This window comes from Marinobacter sp. M5B, from assembly GCF_042604615.1.
GTDB classification, from domain to species: domain Bacteria; phylum Pseudomonadota; class Gammaproteobacteria; order Pseudomonadales; family Oleiphilaceae; genus Marinobacter; species Marinobacter salarius.
In genome coordinates, this window is the sequence record NZ_CP156894.1 from 230,964 (window position 1) to 246,640 (window position 15,677).

16 protein-coding genes are annotated in these 15,677 nt (G+C 58.8%); 13 read left to right on the top strand and 3 right to left on the bottom strand.

What is annotated here, in order from left to right; translation table 11 throughout:
• The first annotated feature begins 31 nt into the window (after window positions 1–31).
• The gene (locus AAGD24_RS01015; RefSeq protein WP_227544299.1) at window positions 32–772 is read left to right on the top strand and encodes an enoyl-CoA hydratase/isomerase family protein; all 741 of its coding nucleotides are present in this window, start codon (window positions 32–34) and stop codon (window positions 770–772) included.
• Window position 773: 1 nt separating this feature from the next.
• Here AAGD24_RS01015 and AAGD24_RS01020 read toward each other — a convergent pair whose 3' ends face one another.
• The gene (locus AAGD24_RS01020) at window positions 774–2,360 is read right to left on the bottom strand and encodes a class I adenylate-forming enzyme family protein (RefSeq protein ID WP_228210201.1); all 1,587 of its coding nucleotides are present in this window, start codon (window positions 2,358–2,360) and stop codon (window positions 774–776) included.
• A gap of 140 nt (window positions 2,361–2,500) precedes the next feature.
• Here AAGD24_RS01020 and AAGD24_RS01025 point away from each other — a divergent pair, with 140 nt between their 5' ends.
• The 12 genes from AAGD24_RS01025 (at window position 2,501) to AAGD24_RS01080 (ending at window position 14,342) form a co-directional block, all read left to right on the top strand.
• A complete protein-coding gene (locus AAGD24_RS01025) occupies window positions 2,501–3,295 on the top strand; it encodes an SDR family NAD(P)-dependent oxidoreductase (RefSeq protein WP_228210202.1) in 795 nt (264 codons plus the stop codon).
• Window positions 3,295–3,735 (top strand): PaaI family thioesterase, encoded by a 441-nt coding sequence (locus AAGD24_RS01030; protein WP_036202088.1) that lies wholly within the window; start codon window positions 3,295–3,297, stop codon window positions 3,733–3,735. Before AAGD24_RS01025 ends, AAGD24_RS01030 begins: the two co-directional genes overlap by 1 nt.
• Window positions 3,736–3,759: 24 nt before the next feature.
• Complete coding sequence (locus AAGD24_RS01035) at window positions 3,760–4,962, top strand: acyl-CoA dehydrogenase family protein (RefSeq protein WP_228210203.1); 1,203 nt, start codon at window positions 3,760–3,762, stop codon at window positions 4,960–4,962.
• A gap of 176 nt (window positions 4,963–5,138) precedes the next feature.
• Window positions 5,139–5,906 carry an SDR family NAD(P)-dependent oxidoreductase gene (locus AAGD24_RS01040; RefSeq protein WP_228210204.1) on the top strand — a complete coding sequence of 256 codons (768 nt, stop codon included), beginning with the start codon at window positions 5,139–5,141 and terminating at the stop codon, window positions 5,904–5,906.
• Between the two features lie 169 nt (window positions 5,907–6,075).
• The gene (locus tag AAGD24_RS01045; RefSeq protein ID WP_228210205.1) at window positions 6,076–7,140 is read left to right on the top strand and encodes a phosphotransferase; all 1,065 of its coding nucleotides are present in this window, start codon (window positions 6,076–6,078) and stop codon (window positions 7,138–7,140) included.
• 14 nt (window positions 7,141–7,154) lie between these two features.
• The gene (gene surE, locus AAGD24_RS01050; RefSeq protein ID WP_379867381.1) at window positions 7,155–7,934 is read left to right on the top strand and encodes a 5'/3'-nucleotidase SurE; all 780 of its coding nucleotides are present in this window, start codon (window positions 7,155–7,157) and stop codon (window positions 7,932–7,934) included.
• A 22-nt stretch (window positions 7,935–7,956) separates the two neighbouring features.
• On the top strand, window positions 7,957–9,624 hold the full coding sequence (locus AAGD24_RS01055) for a long-chain fatty acid--CoA ligase (RefSeq protein ID WP_228210206.1): 1,668 nt from the start codon (window positions 7,957–7,959) through the stop codon (window positions 9,622–9,624).
• A gap of 161 nt (window positions 9,625–9,785) precedes the next feature.
• The gene (locus tag AAGD24_RS01060; protein WP_085681909.1) at window positions 9,786–10,649 is read left to right on the top strand and encodes a branched-chain amino acid ABC transporter permease; all 864 of its coding nucleotides are present in this window, start codon (window positions 9,786–9,788) and stop codon (window positions 10,647–10,649) included.
• Between the two features lie 2 nt (window positions 10,650–10,651).
• Complete coding sequence (locus AAGD24_RS01065; protein WP_085681908.1) at window positions 10,652–11,683, top strand: branched-chain amino acid ABC transporter permease; 1,032 nt, start codon at window positions 10,652–10,654, stop codon at window positions 11,681–11,683.
• Window positions 11,676–12,446, top strand: coding sequence for an ABC transporter ATP-binding protein (locus AAGD24_RS01070; protein ID WP_036202098.1), 771 nt, complete (start codon window positions 11,676–11,678; stop codon window positions 12,444–12,446). The genes AAGD24_RS01065 and AAGD24_RS01070 overlap by 8 nt, the downstream gene beginning before the upstream one ends.
• Entirely contained in the window at window positions 12,433–13,140 is a 708-nt protein-coding gene (locus AAGD24_RS01075) for an ABC transporter ATP-binding protein (RefSeq protein ID WP_007155440.1), read from the top strand. Before AAGD24_RS01070 ends, AAGD24_RS01075 begins: the two co-directional genes overlap by 14 nt.
• Before the next feature lie 53 nt (window positions 13,141–13,193).
• A complete protein-coding gene (locus tag AAGD24_RS01080; protein ID WP_075195540.1) occupies window positions 13,194–14,342 on the top strand; it encodes an ABC transporter substrate-binding protein in 1,149 nt (382 codons plus the stop codon).
• Window positions 14,343–14,420: 78 nt separating this feature from the next.
• Here AAGD24_RS01080 and AAGD24_RS01085 read toward each other — a convergent pair whose 3' ends face one another.
• On the bottom strand, window positions 14,421–14,876 hold the full coding sequence (locus AAGD24_RS01085) for a MaoC family dehydratase (protein WP_036202105.1): 456 nt from the start codon (window positions 14,874–14,876) through the stop codon (window positions 14,421–14,423).
• Window positions 14,877–14,914: 38 nt separating this feature from the next.
• The gene (locus tag AAGD24_RS01090) at window positions 14,915–15,676 is read right to left on the bottom strand and encodes a class II aldolase/adducin family protein (protein WP_228210207.1); all 762 of its coding nucleotides are present in this window, start codon (window positions 15,674–15,676) and stop codon (window positions 14,915–14,917) included.
• Between the last annotated feature and the right edge of the window lies 1 nt (window position 15,677).

Sequence of the window (15,677 nt, forward strand, 5' to 3'; positions counted from 1 at the left end):
TACCAAAGTTTAGTTCATGGAGGCATTCATCGTGATCATCACCCAAAATCAGCCAGGTGTGGCCCACCTGGTGATCAGCAGGACGGACAAAAAAAACGCATTGACTCGCGATATGTACCGGGCGCTGGCCGAAGGTGTGAGCAAAGCAGCGGCAGATACCAGCGTGCATGCCATTGTGCTCAGCGGTGACGGTGGTGTTTTTACCGCCGGCAATGATCTCGATGATTTCCGCGCCCGCGCTACGGATAAGAATCCCAAGCCCTCTGCGGGGCTGGCATTTATCGAAGCCCTGATGGTGTGCGATACGCCCATCATTGCTGCGGTGGAAGGACTTGCCATCGGGATCGGCACTACCCTGTTGTTGCATTGTGACTCCGTCATCGCTGGCCGCTCCGCACGTTTCAAAACCGCCTTTGTGGATCTGGGGCTGGTGCCGGAGGCGGCTTCTACCGTGACCATGCCGTTGCATCTGGGTTCCCGGCGTACCGCGGATCTGCTACTGATGGGAGACACTCTGAACGGCGAGGAAGCTAGGGAATGTGGCCTGGTCAGTCATGTGGTTGATGATGGGCTGGCGGTGGATGAGGCATTGGCACAGGCTGACGCGCTCGCGGCTAAACCCCGGGGAGCCCTGCGGGCCACCAAGCGCCTCATCAAGGCGCCCTGGCGGGAAGCGGTGAGCGAGGCCCTTGAGAGGGAGCGCGCCGTGTTTGCCGACAGACTACGGTCGGAGGATTGCCGGGCCGCCCTTGCGCGCATGGGCAAGGGCTAGTTCAGGGCCAGTAAGGCGCCCGCAGATCGCGCTTCAACACCTTGCCAATGGTGGAACGGGGCAGCTCCGGGCGGAACTCAATGGCCGTCAGGCGCTGGGCCTTGCCCAGTTGACCATTGGTCCACTCGAGGATCTCCGCCTCATCCTCTGTGCAGCCGGGCTTGAGCACCACCAGCCCCAGCGGGGTTTCGCCCCATTGTTCGCTGGGAATGGCAATCACCGCAACGTCGGCGACGGCCGGATGGGCCAGCAGTACCTTTTCGAGATCCACCGCGTAGATGTTGAAACCGCCGGAGATGATCATGTCCTTGCGTCGGTCCAGGATATACACAAAACCTTCTTCATCGACTCGGCCCATATCACCGCTGCGATAGAAGACCAAGCCCTCGGGGCTGGTCCAGAGCATGTCCCGGGTCTGTTCCTCGCGGTTGATATATCCCCGCATCATGGAGATGGCGCGGCCCACGATCTCCCCGGTCTCGCCCCGGGGCAGCTCGTTGCCCTCCTCATCAATTACCCGAACTTCCGCGCCTTCGGTGGGTTTTCCCACGGAGTCCCATTTGTCCGGGTGGGCCGCGCAGTCCAGGCTGGTGGAGATGCCGCCTTCGGTCAGGCCATACACCTCGCGGATGTTGCCCGGCCAGCGCTCCATGGCTTCCCGGATGACGTCCGCCCTGAGGGGAGCGCTGGTGCACAACTTGAGCTGGAACGCGGACAGGTCGAAGCGATTGAATTCCGGATCGGCGAGGATGCGTTGGTACTGAACCGGCACCAGCATGGCGTGGGTCACGCGGTAGCGTTCAGCCATTTCCAGGAACCGCCGGGCATCAAACTTTGCCATCAGCACCAGGGTGCCGCCGTAGAACAGGGTTGGCAGTACGGACACCAGCGTAGTGTTGGAGTACATCGGCGTGGACACCAGGTTAACGGCGTTGCCATCAAGCCCGAAGCGACTCATTCGGACCATCTGGCGCTGGCGGAAACGGTAATCGTGAAGAATGCCCTTGGGGGTGCCGGTCGTGCCCGAGCTGTAAATGACATTGAACGGATCATCCAGGGTGACCGTGGCCGGGCGCGCCTCCGCGCCAATATCGCCCAGCCAGGACTCAAGATCCTGACGCATTCCCGGGCTGTGGCCGTCGAGCGCTATACATTGATCGCGCCCGAGCGTATCGAGCTTGTCGGCAATGCCTTCAAACAGCTCGATGTTCTTCTTGGAAACAAACAGGAAGCGGGCTCTGCAGTCATTCAGCATCAGTGCCAGGCTGCTGCCACTCGCCATGCCTGAAAGCGGCACCATGCAACCGCCGGCCACCAACGTCCCCAGGTACAGAGCAACATAATGGATGCTGTTTTCTGACAAACCCGCTACGGCGTCACCTTGTTTCAGACCGGCGGATCGCAGCCGGTTGGCGATGCGGTTGGCTCGCCTGACAAGCGCCTGCCAGTTGAGTTGGGTCTCCCCATCGATGAGTGCGATATGGTCGGGGCGTTCGAGGGCGAGGTGCTGGATGGGTTGGCCAATAGCGTCCATGGACTCATCGGGGTCGGTGGGGGCATAGACGGGCATGTGCTGCGTGTTTTTCATTTTTTCGCCTATTGTAGTTCCGGTGTTTTATCTAGTGAAATTTACTTCCGAATATATTGACTCAAAACCGGAAGGCGTGACAAATTACAGTAGAAGGTGAATTCGCGACGACGCAACAAACTATAAAAAGGAGCATCGGCATGGGGCGTTTCGACAAGCGGGTAGCCATCGTCACCGGGGCCGGCAGTGGTATCGGCAGGGCCACGGCGGTTCGCCTGGCGCGGGAGGGCGCGCAGGTGGTGATGATGGATATGTCCGAAGCGGGCCTGCTGGATACCGAGGGCCTGATGCCCGAGGGAGCGGAAACCCTGCGTCGCATTGGAGACGTGGCTGATGAAGAGCAGGTCAGCGCCCTGGTGGGCGAAACTGTCTCGACCTTCGGTCGCATTGACGTGTTGTGTAACGTTGCCGGCATCGCCAGCACCAGTGGTGGTCACCCCGATATTACCGGTAACGACCGGGGCGAATGGGAACAGGTGCTGGCGGTGAACCTGATTGGCACCATGCTGTTTATAAAGCATGTGGCGCCCCACATGCAGGCCCGCAAGCTGGGCTCGATTGTTAATACCGCCTCGGTGGCGGGCATTCGCTCCGGTGCCGGTGGTAACGCTTACAGCGCGTCCAAGGCTGGTGTGGTTAACCTCACCATGACTGCTGCCTGCGATCTGGGGAACGACAATGTACGCGTGAATGCGGTGTGCCCGGGGCTGGTGGAAACCGGCATGACCCAGGCTGTTTTTGACTATGCCCGCGCCAATGAGAAAGCCCATAAGCTTGGATCACGGTGTGAATTGCGGCGCTATGGTGCGCCGGAAGAAATTGCCGCCGCCATTCTGTTCCTGGCCAGTGATGACGCCAGCTACATCACTGGTCAGTCTCTGCCCGTAGACGGCGGCAACACCGCTTCTCTGAACCTGCCTGGAATGAAAGTGTAATGAGTGAAGACAGCCTGCATATTCGTGGTGGCCAGGACCTGCCAGGATTTCACAATCTGCTGGGGTATCACCAGGTGTCCTGGGAGGAGAACGAAGCGGTGATTGGCCTGGAACTGCAGCCCTGCCACCTTAATCTGGGCGGCGTGATTCACGGCGGTGTGTTGACCTCGCTGCTGGATATCGCAATGGCCGAGGCCGGCACCTACTGTCCGTATCCCGGCCGGATACGCAAAGCCATTACCCTGTCGCTGACGACAACGTTCACCGGGCAGTGTTCCGGTGGAACTATCCGGGTCACCGGCCGCAAACGGGCCGGCGGCACCCGAATTTTTAACAGCACCGGAGAGGTTCACGACGACAAGGGGAATCTCCTGGCCATCGCCGAAGGCACCTTCCGCATTCGCTCCGGGAGTGAGAAACCGGAAGGCGTGCCAATCTGATCCTTCAACCAATGAGGTACTGGAATGTTTGAGCTGTCTGATAAAGCCAAAAAACTGCAGGCACAGCTTCACGAATTCATGGACGCCCATATTTACCCGAATGAGCACAAGCACCATGAACAGGTCGAGCAGGCGAAGAATCGCTGGGCGCCGGTACCGATCGTCGAGGAGTTGAAGGTCAAGGCGAAAGCCGCGGGGCTGTGGAACCTGTTCCTGCCCGACAGTGAATTCGGCGCCGGTCTGACCAACTATGAGTACGCCCATCTGTGTGAAGTCATGGGGCGCTCGGCCATGGCGCCGGAGGTGTTCAACTGCTCCGCGCCGGACACCGGCAACATGGAAACCATCGCCCGCTACGGCAACAAAGAGCAGCAGGACAAGTGGCTGAAGCCCCTGCTTGATGGCGAGATCCGCTCCTGCTTCTCCATGACCGAGCCTGACGTGGCCTCTTCCGATGCCACCAATATTGCCTGTGAAATCCGTCGCGAAGGCGATGAGTATGTGATCAATGGCCGTAAGTGGTGGTCGTCAGGTGCCATGACCACCACCTCTAAAATCGCCATTGTTATGGGCAAGACCGATCCGGGGGCTGAGAAGCACAAGCAGCAGTCGATGATTCTGGTGCCGCTGGACACGCCGGGCGTGAAGATGATCCGCCCGCTGACGGTGTTTGGCTACGACCATGCCCCTCACGGCCACGCTGAGATTCAGTATGACAATGTGCGGGTGCCGGTGGACAACATTCTGTTGGGTGAGGGCCGTGGTTTTGAAATTGCCCAGGGCCGCCTTGGGCCGGGCCGTATTCACCACTGTATGCGCACCATCGGGGTTGCCGAGCGTGCCCTCGAGCTGATGTGCAAGCGTGCCAATGCCCGCGAGGCTTTCGGTAAGCCGCTGTCGAGTTTCGATTCCATTCGCAAGGATATTGCCCGCAGTCGCATGGAAATTGAGCAAGCTCGGCTGATGACTCTGAAAGCGGCGCACATGATGGATACCGTTGGCAATAAGGTGGCTCGTCAGGAGATTGCGATGATCAAGGTGATCGCGCCGAGCATGGCGCTGAAGGTGCTGGATCGCGCCATTCAGGTGCACGGTGGCGCGGGTGTGTCTCAGGACACCTTCCTGGCCGAAGCCTGGGCCAAGGTGCGGACGTTGCGGCTGGCGGACGGGCCGGATGAGGTGCATCTGGATTCTGTTGCCAAGCTGGAGCTCAATCAATACCGGTAATTGTTTTGGCCCGCTTTGTCGGGTGCGTGAACGAACGGGGAGGAACCTGCCAGGACGCGCTGTGAATACGTCCATGTACGCTCGACAAAAACATCCATGTTTTTGACGGTCCCGGCAGGTTCCTCCCCGTTCGTTCCCATAGCTCTGAGAAAGATTTTCGACAATGAGGTGTCTGTATGAACAACCCGCTTTTCGATATGACCGGAAAAGTCGCCCTGATCACCGGTTCCACCAAAGGCATTGGCCGTTCCATCGCCGAAGAAATGGCTCGCCTGGGGGCCAAAGTTGTCATCTCCAGCCGCAAGGCCGATGCCTGTGAACAGGTCGCCAACGATTTGAAAGAGCAGGGGTACGAAGCCATCGCCATTCCCTGCCATGTGGGTAAGAAGGAAGACCTGCAGAACCTGGTGGATAAAACCAACGAAGTCTGGGGTTCCATCGATGTGCTGGTGTGCAACGCCGCCACCAACCCGGTCTACGGCACCACCGCCGAAATGACCGACGAAGCCTGGGACAAGATCATGGACACCAACGTCAAAGGCACCTTCTGGCTCACCAACATGGTGCTGCCGCAGATGGCCGAGAAGGGTGAAGGTGCAGTTGTTCTTCTGTCCAGCATCGCCGGAATCCGTGGCAATACCACCATCGGTACCTACGGCGTATCCAAGGCCGCCGAAGCAGCGCTGGCCCGGAATCTGGCAGTGGAGTGGGGGCCAAAGGGTGTTCGAGTGAACAGCATCGCACCCGGTCTGATCAAAACCGACTTTGCCAAAGCCCTGTGGGAAGACCCGGTCCGCGTCAAACGCGCGGAAGACAAAACCCCGCTGCGCAGAATCGGTGACCCGGTCGACATCGCCGGCCTGGCCGTCTTCCTGTCAACAAAGGCGAGTGCCTACGTCACCGGACAGGTCATCGTAGCCGACGGCGGCGAAACGATTTGTTAAGAAGGCATCACCAAAAGCATGCCGAGGCAGGTGGGCTGGGGTGCCTTTGTGCAGGGAAAAAGGTGTCCGAGCGCAGCGAGTTCTTTTTCCCGGAAGAAAGACACCCCCACCCGCCTGCCGCTGCCCCCATTACCGGGCCGTTACGCAATAAATGAAGGCAACAGAAAAGATGACCATGAACCCAGAGCTGGTAGACGTTCTGCCAGCCCACCAATTCGATGAAGCGCAACTCCTCGCCTGGCTTCAGGGAGCCATTGATGGTTTTGGTGCCAGGTTGGACGTGAAACAATTTCAAGGCGGGCAATCCAACCCTACTTTTCTGCTGGACACCGACAGCGGCCAATACGTGCTGCGCAAAAAGCCGCCCGGGAAAACGCTGCCATCCGCCCACATGGTGGAACGGGAATACAAGGTCATGCGTGCCTTGTTCGAGCACACCAACGTGCCGGTACCAACCACCCGGGCGCTTTGTGAAGACAGCAATATTATCGGTACGCCGTTCTACGTCATGGATTTTCTGGAAGGCCGCATTGTCAACCACCCGGCGTTGCGGGCGCTGAATCGTCAAGAGCGGATGCCGGCGCACCTGTCGGCCATTGATACCCTGGCGGCACTGCATTCGGTAGACGTGAATGTGGTGGGCCTGGGTGATTATGGTCGACCCGAAGGTTATGTCGCTCGGCAGGTCGCGCGCTGGAGCAAGCAGTACCTGGCGTCCAAAACCGACGAGATGCCCGCCATGGACAAGCTCATGGAGTGGCTTCCGAAAAACCTGCCATCCACCGATGAGTGCGCTATTGCCCATGGTGACTACCGCTTTGGCAACCTGATGCTGGCGCCGGATAAACCGGAAGTGATCGCCATTCTGGACTGGGAGTTGTCTACTCTTGGTCATCCGCTGGCGGATCTTGCCTATTACTGCCTGCCGTACCACCTGCCTTCGGACATGGAAGGTTCCCGCGGTTTGTTGGGGGAGGATCTGGAGGCACTGGGCGTTCCCACCGAGCAGGAAACCATTGCCCGTTACTGCCAACAGACCGGTCGCGATGGCATTGCGGACTGGCATGTGTTCCTGGCGTTTTCCCTGTTCCGTCTGGCGGCGATTGTTCAGGGGGTCTATGCCCGCGCGTTGCAGGGAAATGCCGCCAATGCCGATGCCCTGCAGGTTGGCAAACGTGCAAGCCAGCTGGCGGAAGCGGGCTGGAAAATAGCCAGTGAAGGAGACCGGTCATGAGCCAGACTGCTGCAATCACGGAACCGATGGTCCGTCGCATCCTGATCACCAACGATGACGGCATCAACGCACCTGGGCTGGCGATTCTCGAACGGATTGCCCGCAACCTGGCGGAAGAAGTCTGGGTGGTGGCGCCGGAGCATAATCGCAGTGGCGCCGGGCAGAGCATCTCCATTCACGACCCGCTGCGGGTGTATGAAAACGGTGAGAAACGCTACGCCGTGTCCGGTACGCCCGCAGACTGTGTGTTGTACTCGCTGGCCCATTGGTTTGGTGATAATCCGCCGGATCTGGTGCTGTCCGGTGTGAACTGCGGCGCCAATATCAGTGATTCGGTGCAGTACTCCGGAACCGTGGGCGCGGTGCTCAGCGCCGAACATATGGGCATACCCGCCATTGCGCTGAGCCAGGCCTTCCTGAGCCGGGAAGGCGTTGACTGGTCGCCGGTGTCGGCGTTCGGGGAGCAGGTAATCCGCAAGCTCTGGCAACCGGGCGAAAACCGGGCCTGGAATGTGAACTTTCCGGCCTGCGACGCCGGTGTGATCCGGCAAGCGCAATGGTGCAACCAATCCACCGGCTCCATTCAGCGGCCCCGCCTGGTGGCAGGGCAGGATGCCCGTAGCCTGCCTTATTGGTGGCTGGGGTTCGATCGCAGTTCCCGGCACATTACGGCACCGGATGAAGACGTCACCGTGCTGCGGGAAAAAGCCATTGCGATAACGCCATTGCGTCACCGGGAAGCCCTGCCCGGTGGTACTGGAATATTCGATCTGGCCGCCGCTGCGGCTCACTGAATTGACTGATGGGATGACAACAATGACATTTACACGCCACCACAGCGTCTGGCCAAAAGAGTTACCAAAGAGCATGACGCTGCCTGACACCAGCGTTTTCACCAACCTGCAAATATCTGCCCTGCGGTATCCGGACCATACAGCGACCATCTACTACGATGCGCCCATGAGCTACAGGCAGCTGCTGACGGAAGTGGAAGCGATGGCCGGCTATCTTCAGGCTCAAGGAGTGAAGAAAGGTGACCGTGTTCTGCTCTACATGCAGAACTCCCCCCAGTATGCCATTGCCTACTACGCCATACTGCGAGCCGACGCGGTGGTGATTCCGGTGAATCCGATGAACCGGGCTGCAGAGCTGGAACACTACATTGCCGATACCGGTTCGAGGGTGTGCCTGGCCGGTCAGGAACTGGCCGGCTTTATCCTGCCGATGCTGGACAGCACGGATCTTGAGCGGGTGGTGGTGGCGTCCTATAACACCTACATCAATAAGGACACCGACCTGGATTTGCCGGCAGAGGTGGCTGCACCGGCCTGGTCCAAAGACGTACCCGGCGTGGTGAGCTGGGAACAGGCGCTGGCCGGTAATCACAAGCCGGCAGAGCACACCGCAGGCCCGGACGACCTGGCGGTGATTCCCTACAGTTCCGGGACCACCGGCGCGCCCAAGGGATGCATGCATACGCACCGCAGTGTCATGGCCACAGCGGTTCACCGGGCGTTCTGGAATCTGAGCACCGCCAACACTGTCCAGTTGGCGACGTTGCCGTTCTTCCACGTGACCGGTATGACCGGCTCCATGAACAGCCCCATCTACAGTGGTTCAACCACCATCATTATGACGCGCTGGGATCGCACAACCGCCGCCCGGCTGATAGAACGTTACCAGGTCACCGGCTGGACCAACATTGTCACCATGGCGGTGGATTTTCTGTCGAATCCGGACATCGGGCAATACGACCTTTCCAGCCTCAACACCATTGGCGGTGGTGGAGCGGCAATGCCGGAAGCGGTGGCTGCCAAGCTTAAAGCCATGACCGGCCTGGATTACATCGAGGGTTATGGCCTGTCGGAAACCATGGCCGCCACCCACATCAACCCGTCGGATCATCCCAAGCCCCAGTGCCTGGGTATTCCGGTATTCGATGTGGATAGCCGCATCATTGACGTTGAGACCCTGGAAGAGAAAGGCCCGGGCGAGGTGGGGGAGATTGTTTCCAATGGTCCTCAGGTAACCCAGGGGTACTGGCATCGCCCGGCTGAAACCGAGGCGGCGTTCGTGGACATCGACGGCAAACGCTTTTTCCGCACCGGTGACCTCGCTTATTACGACGAAGAGGGCTATTTCTTCATGGTGGACCGGGTCAAACGGATGATCAACGCTTCAGGCTTCAAGGTGTGGCCCTCGGAAGTGGAAGGATTGATGTACCGGCATCCGGCCATCCACGAAGTGTGTGTCATTTCATCGCCCCACCCCAAACGCGGTGAGACTGTGAAAGCCTGCATCGTACTGACGCCGGATGCGGAGACCAGTACCACCGAAGGGGACATCGTCAGTTGGTGTAAGGAGCAGATGGCTGCCTACAAAGTGCCAGAAATCATCGAGTTCGTGGATGAGTTGCCGAAATCACCCACGGGCAAGTTGATGTGGCGAGCGCTGCAGGAAGAAGAGTGGAAGGCTAAAGCCTAAGCGTTAATTCATGCTTATTATTCCGCACTGCGGAATAACGTTCTAAATATTGACATACGAGACGTTCGGTGCAATTGTTTCATTAAGCTGATAGATGGGTCGCAAGGCCCTGCCCAAAACCGCAGAACTCGCAACAACAACAAAACAGCGGAGGAGCACACTTGAGCCTTTTTCTACAACAAATCATCAACGGGTTAACCCTGGGGAGTATCTACGGTCTCGTAGCCCTGGGCCTGACCCTGGTCTACGGGATACTTCATATCCCCAATTTCGCCCATGGCGCGCTCTATATGGTCGGGGCATTCATGTCCTACTTTTTCATGGTGGACCTGGGCGCGCACTACTGGATTGCCATGGCCGGTTCGGCCGCGGTGGTCGCTGTCCTGGCAATACTGTGTGAGCGTCTGGTGTTCCACCCACTGAGGCATTCTCCACCGATCCACGACAAGATCGCCGCCATCGGTATTCTGCTGTTCCTGGAAGCGGTGGTGCAGATGTTCTGGGGGTCGGACTTCCGCCGTATGTCATCGCCGTTTACCGGCATCCTGAATTTCGACGGACTGATTATTCCTGAGCAGCGCCTGCTGATCATTGCGGGGGCGTTTGTGTTGGTGGTGGCCCTGCAACTCTTCCTGCGCAAGACCATGACGGGGGCGACCATTATCGCCATGGCGCAGAGCCGTGAAGGTGCCTTCCTGGTGGGCATTGATGCCAACCGGGTGGCGATGATGACGTTTGCGATTTCGGGCATGCTGGCCGCGTTTGCCGCCACACTCTATGCGCCCATCAATCTGGTGTATCCCGCCATGGGGCACCTGGTCATCATGAAAGCCTTCGTCATTATCATACTCGGTGGCATGGGTAGCGTGCCTGGCGCCATTGCCGGCGGCATGATTATCGGTTTCGCTGAAGCCCTTGGCGGCTTTTACATCTCGACGTCCTATAAAGACATTATTGCCTTTGGTCTGCTGGTGCTGATTCTGTCAGTTCGTCCACAGGGCCTGTTCGCGAAGGGGGCGCACTGATCATGTTCAAAGTCGCTTCCCTGCTGATGACGCCAGCCGCCAAATACCTGATGCTGGCCTTCGCCATACTGTTCCCGCTGGTCGCCGCGAATGAGTACCAGGTGTACGTGATGGCGACCGCCTTTGTCTGGGCGATCGCGGTCTACGGCCTGAACATCATTACCGGTTTTTGCGGCCAGCTGAACCTGGCCCACGGCGGTTTTTTTGCCATCGGAGCCTACACCCTTGGCCTGCTGACTGCCGACTATGGCTGGAGCTTCTGGCCGGCCTTCCTGGGTGCGCTGGTGATGACGGCGGTGCTCGGGTTTCTCGTGGGCATCGTTTCGCTGCGCCTGAAAGAGCATTACTTTGCGATTTTCACCCTGTGTGTGGGCTTTATCATCTACCTGCTGATCGACAAGTGGGAAGAGCTGACCCATGGCGCCATCGGTGTCCGAGATATCGCCGCACCCTATGGCTTTGGGTTGGTGGACTTTACAGACACCACCCCGTTCTACTACCTGGTGCTGGCCTTCCTGGTGTTCGCAATCTGGTTCATGGGGCGTTTGTCCAAGTCCCTGCTGGGTCGTACCTTCATTGCCATCCGCAACGGTGATGAACTGGCCCAGTCCCTCGGGATCAACCTGATGCGCAATAAAGTCCTCGCCTTTGTACTGTCCACGACCTATGCCGGGCTGGCAGGTGCCCTGTATGCCGGGATGGTCCGTTTCATCGGCCCGGAAGAGGCCAATATCAACCACACCTTCGACATGATCACCTATCTGCTGGTGGGCGGTATCGGCACCATTATGGGGCCGTTGCTGGGCACCGTGGGCATTGTGTGGATTACCCAGTCACTGCAGTTCCTGGAAGAGTACCGAATGATCATTTTCGGGCCGCTGCTGGTGCTGTTGGTGATCTTCTTCCCCCGGGGCATTACCGGCTCCTTCCTGACCTGGATGCATCGCAAGTCCCAGGCACTGGCGCCAACGAAAAAGCGCCAGGAGAACAAGGTCAACACCGCACAGAACCGGGAGGCAGAGAGCAATGCTTAAGGTAGAAAACGTCACCAAAATGTTTGGCGGTCTGGCGGCGGTGAGCGATGTGTCGGTGGAGTTCGAAGCCGGCAGGATCAACGCCATTATCGGCCCCAACGGTGCTGGCAAGAGCACCTTTTTCAACCTTATTTCAGGCCTGCACCAGCCCACCTCCGGCCGTATCCTGCTGGACGGCGTGGACGTCACTAACCTGCCCAGCGACAGGGTCGCACGCCTGGGTGTGGGAAGGACCTTCCAGACGACCAACCTGTTTGAGCAGGCAACCGTGCTGGACAACCTGATCGTGGGGCACCGGCTGCGGACGAAATCCGGCCTGTGGGACGTGCTGATCAACAGCAAACGCCTGCAACGTGAAGAGAAGGCGGCGCGGGACAAGGCCATGGAAGCCCTGGAATTTGTGGGCCTTGCCCACGTTGCCGGGCAGTTTATTGCCGACATCACCCAGGAAGAACGCAAGCGGGTGGCCTTTGCCCTGGCACTGGCGACCGACCCCAAGATCGTCCTGCTGGATGAGCCGGCGGCCGGGGTTAATCCGGAAGAAACCGTCGGATTCGCCGCGCTGATGCGGAAAATGGTGGATGAAAAAGGACTCACCGTGTGCCTGATCGAGCACAAGATGGACATGATCATGAGCCTGGCAGACAAGATCATGGTGCTGGATCACGGTGAAAAGATTGCCGAGGGCACGCCGGAAGAAGTACGCAACAACCCGGTGGTGATCGAAGCCTATCTGGGAGGTGACGAAGATGCTGCAGCTTAACCATGTCGACGTCTGCTATGGCAGCTTCAAGGCACTGACCGATATTTCGATGACGGTGGATGCCGGGGAGCTGGTTGTTCTACTCGGGGCCAATGGCGCCGGTAAAAGCAGCCTGTTCAATGCCATTAGTGGCCTGGTAAAGCCGACGGCCGGCGAGATCCAGTTCGAAGACAAACAGCTCAACGGTATGAAAGCCAGCGCGGTCGTCGCCAGCGGCGTAGTGCAGTGTGCCGAAGGCCGAAAACTGTTTCCGCAGATGAGCGTCATGCAGAACCTGATGATGGGGGCCTACGTGCACCGACGTGATCGGCAGGGCAACCGCAAGCGCCTGAACGAAGTGTTGGAGCTGTTCCCGATCCTCGCAGACAAGGCCGATGAGCCTGCCGGATCTCTGTCCGGGGGGCAGCAACAGATGGTGGCCATCGGCCGCGCCATGATGAGCCGCCCCCGCTTGCTGATGCTGGATGAGCCATCCCTTGGCCTGGCTCCCCTGGTGGTCAAGCAAGTGTTCGAAACCGTCAAACAAATCAACAGCCTGGGCACAACCGTGCTGTTGGCAGAGCAGAATGCGTTTGCGGCCCTGAAGATTGCCCACCGTGCTTATGTTATGGAGAACGGCCATCTGGTCATGGAAGGCGACCGGGAGACGATGCTGGGCAACGAACAGGTTCGCAAGGCGTATATCGGGGCCTGACCGGCCTACAACAACAATCAGAGTGACACGCACAACACAACCAGGAGACAACAATGAAAATAGTCAGAAAACTGGGTCAGGCTGTCGCGGCGGCAACCCTTGGGATGAGCCTGTCCGCCGGTGCAATGGCGGGCGAAGTCAACATCGGATTCACCGGCCCGCTGAGTGGCGGCGCTGCTTTATACGGTGAAAACACGCTGTCCGGGCTGCGAATGGCGGTGGCGGAAATCAACGCGGCGGGCGGTTTTGACCTGAACGGCGAAAAGACCACGGTCAACCTGGTCCCCCTGGACGATCGTTACTCACCGGCGCAGGCGGCGACCAATGCCAAGCGACTGAAGCAGGAGTCCAACGTGTCGGCGGTGTTCGTGCCTCACTCCGGTGGTATTTTTGCCCTCCAGGACTTCAACGAGAAAGACAATTTTCTGGTGATGGCCTACTCCAGCGTGCCCAGCATCACCGAAAAGGGCAACAGCCTGACGTTGCGTATTCCTCCCACCTTTGATGGCTACGTGCGGGCCTTTACCGACTACGCCCTTGAGCACGAGGGCAAGAAGCTGGGCATGGGCGGCGCAACCCATGAATACGCCAAAATCTGGGGCGCCATGATCAAGAAAGAGTGGGAGTCCAAAGGGGGAGAAGTGGTTTCTGACAACCCCATGGACTACAACAAATCGGCGGATTTCTTTACCGGCGTCAGCCGTATCATTTCAGAAAGCCCGGACGTGATGTTTGTGGGCGGCGCCTCCGAGCCGACCGGTCTGGTGGTGCAACAGGCCCGCCAGATGGGCTTTCAGGGCGGCTTTATCGTGATGGACCAGGCCAAGATTGACGAAGTGGCCCAGGTAGCCGGTGGCCTGGACATGGTGGAAGGCGCCATCGGCGTGGTTCCACTGAGCGTCTATGACACCCCGGCGGCCAAAGACTTCATCAAGCGCTACAAGGCCGAGTACGACAAAATGCCTGGATCCGAAGCCGCCTACAACTACCTGGCGCTGCACGCCCTGGTGGAAGCCATGGACGCCACCGAGTCCACCGACCCGAAAACCATCCGCGCTGCGATCGGCGATGCCCTGAAAAACATGGACACCCGCAAGAACCCGTACGAAGTCACCGAAGTCACCGAAAACGGTGGTTTCGTGACGGAGACGACCCTGGCCGTGGTGAAAGACGGCGAGATTGTTCGGGAAGAGATCAAGTGATGGGGGTTCAGCACCCATCTGAATGAGAAAAGGGGCCCAAGGGCCCCTTTTTTAGTGTTGCTTCGGGCGTCTGACCGCTCAGGCCACGTACATCACCAGGTTCTCTGCCACGCAGGCAGGCTTGTCCTCTCCACGGATTTCCACGGTGGTTCGGTAGGTGGCCAGCGTGCGCTGATCATCCACCCTGGACACATCCAGCAATTCCATCTTGCTACGGATATCCGCCCCGGATTTCACCGCCGCAGGAAAGCGCAGCTTATTGATGCCGTAGTTTATGCTGGCGCCTTTGCCCTGCACGTCAATGACCTCCTGATTCAGCAGTGGAATCAGCGACGCTGTCAGAAACCCATGGGCGACGGGGCTTTTCCACGGCGTTTCCCGCGTGGCCCGCTCAACATCCAGATGAATCCACTGGTGATCGCCCGTTGCGTCCGCAAACGCCTGAATCATCTCCTGGGTGACGGTTTTCCAAGGGCTGTGGCCAATGGTAGTGCCGCAAAAATGTTCAAGATCGTTTAATTCAACAGAGAGCATATCTGCTTCCATGGTGCACAAGGTGCAAAGTCAGAGACTCAAACAGCGTACCCGGGATTTTTGCTATCCAGAAGCCGAACCAATGCGGGCCAGGTCAATGCCGCCGCACTACCCAGCGACTGAGACTGGTCAGCGGTTGTCTGAATGGCCTGCTCTGACGGCATACAGGTTGGCCCGCAGCTCTGGGCCTTGACCTGGATCTCGCAGGCCTTCATCAGAAAATACAGATAGGTGAACGTCTCCGGCACGTCCTTGCCCGCCGTCAGCACCCCGTGATTGCGCAGCATCATCATCGACTTGTCACCCAGGTCCCTGATCAGCCGCTCGCGCTCATCCAGGTTCAGCGCCACACCTTCATAATCGTGATAGCTCAGATGATTCAGGCACAGCATCGCCGTCTGGCTCAGGGGCAACAGACCATCCCGGTGCGCTGACACAGCCACCCCATCCGGCGCGTGCAGGTGCATCACCGCTCCGGCATCCTCGCGGCCCATGTGAACGGCACTGTGAATGGTGAATCCGGCCGGATTTACACGGGAGAGACCGCCAGACTCCACCACCTGGCCGTCCTTATCCACCTTCACCAGTGACGACGCGGTGATTTCATGAAACAGAAGCCCATAGGGGTTGATCAGGAAATGATGATCCGGCCCCGGCACCCGTGCCGAAAGGTGGGTGAACACCAGATCGTCCCAGCCAAACAGCGCCACCAGGCGATAGGCGGCGGCCAGCTCGGTGCGGACCTTCCATTCGGCTTTTCTCAGATCCCGTTGTGATGACTGATCGTCTGTTGTCGTCATG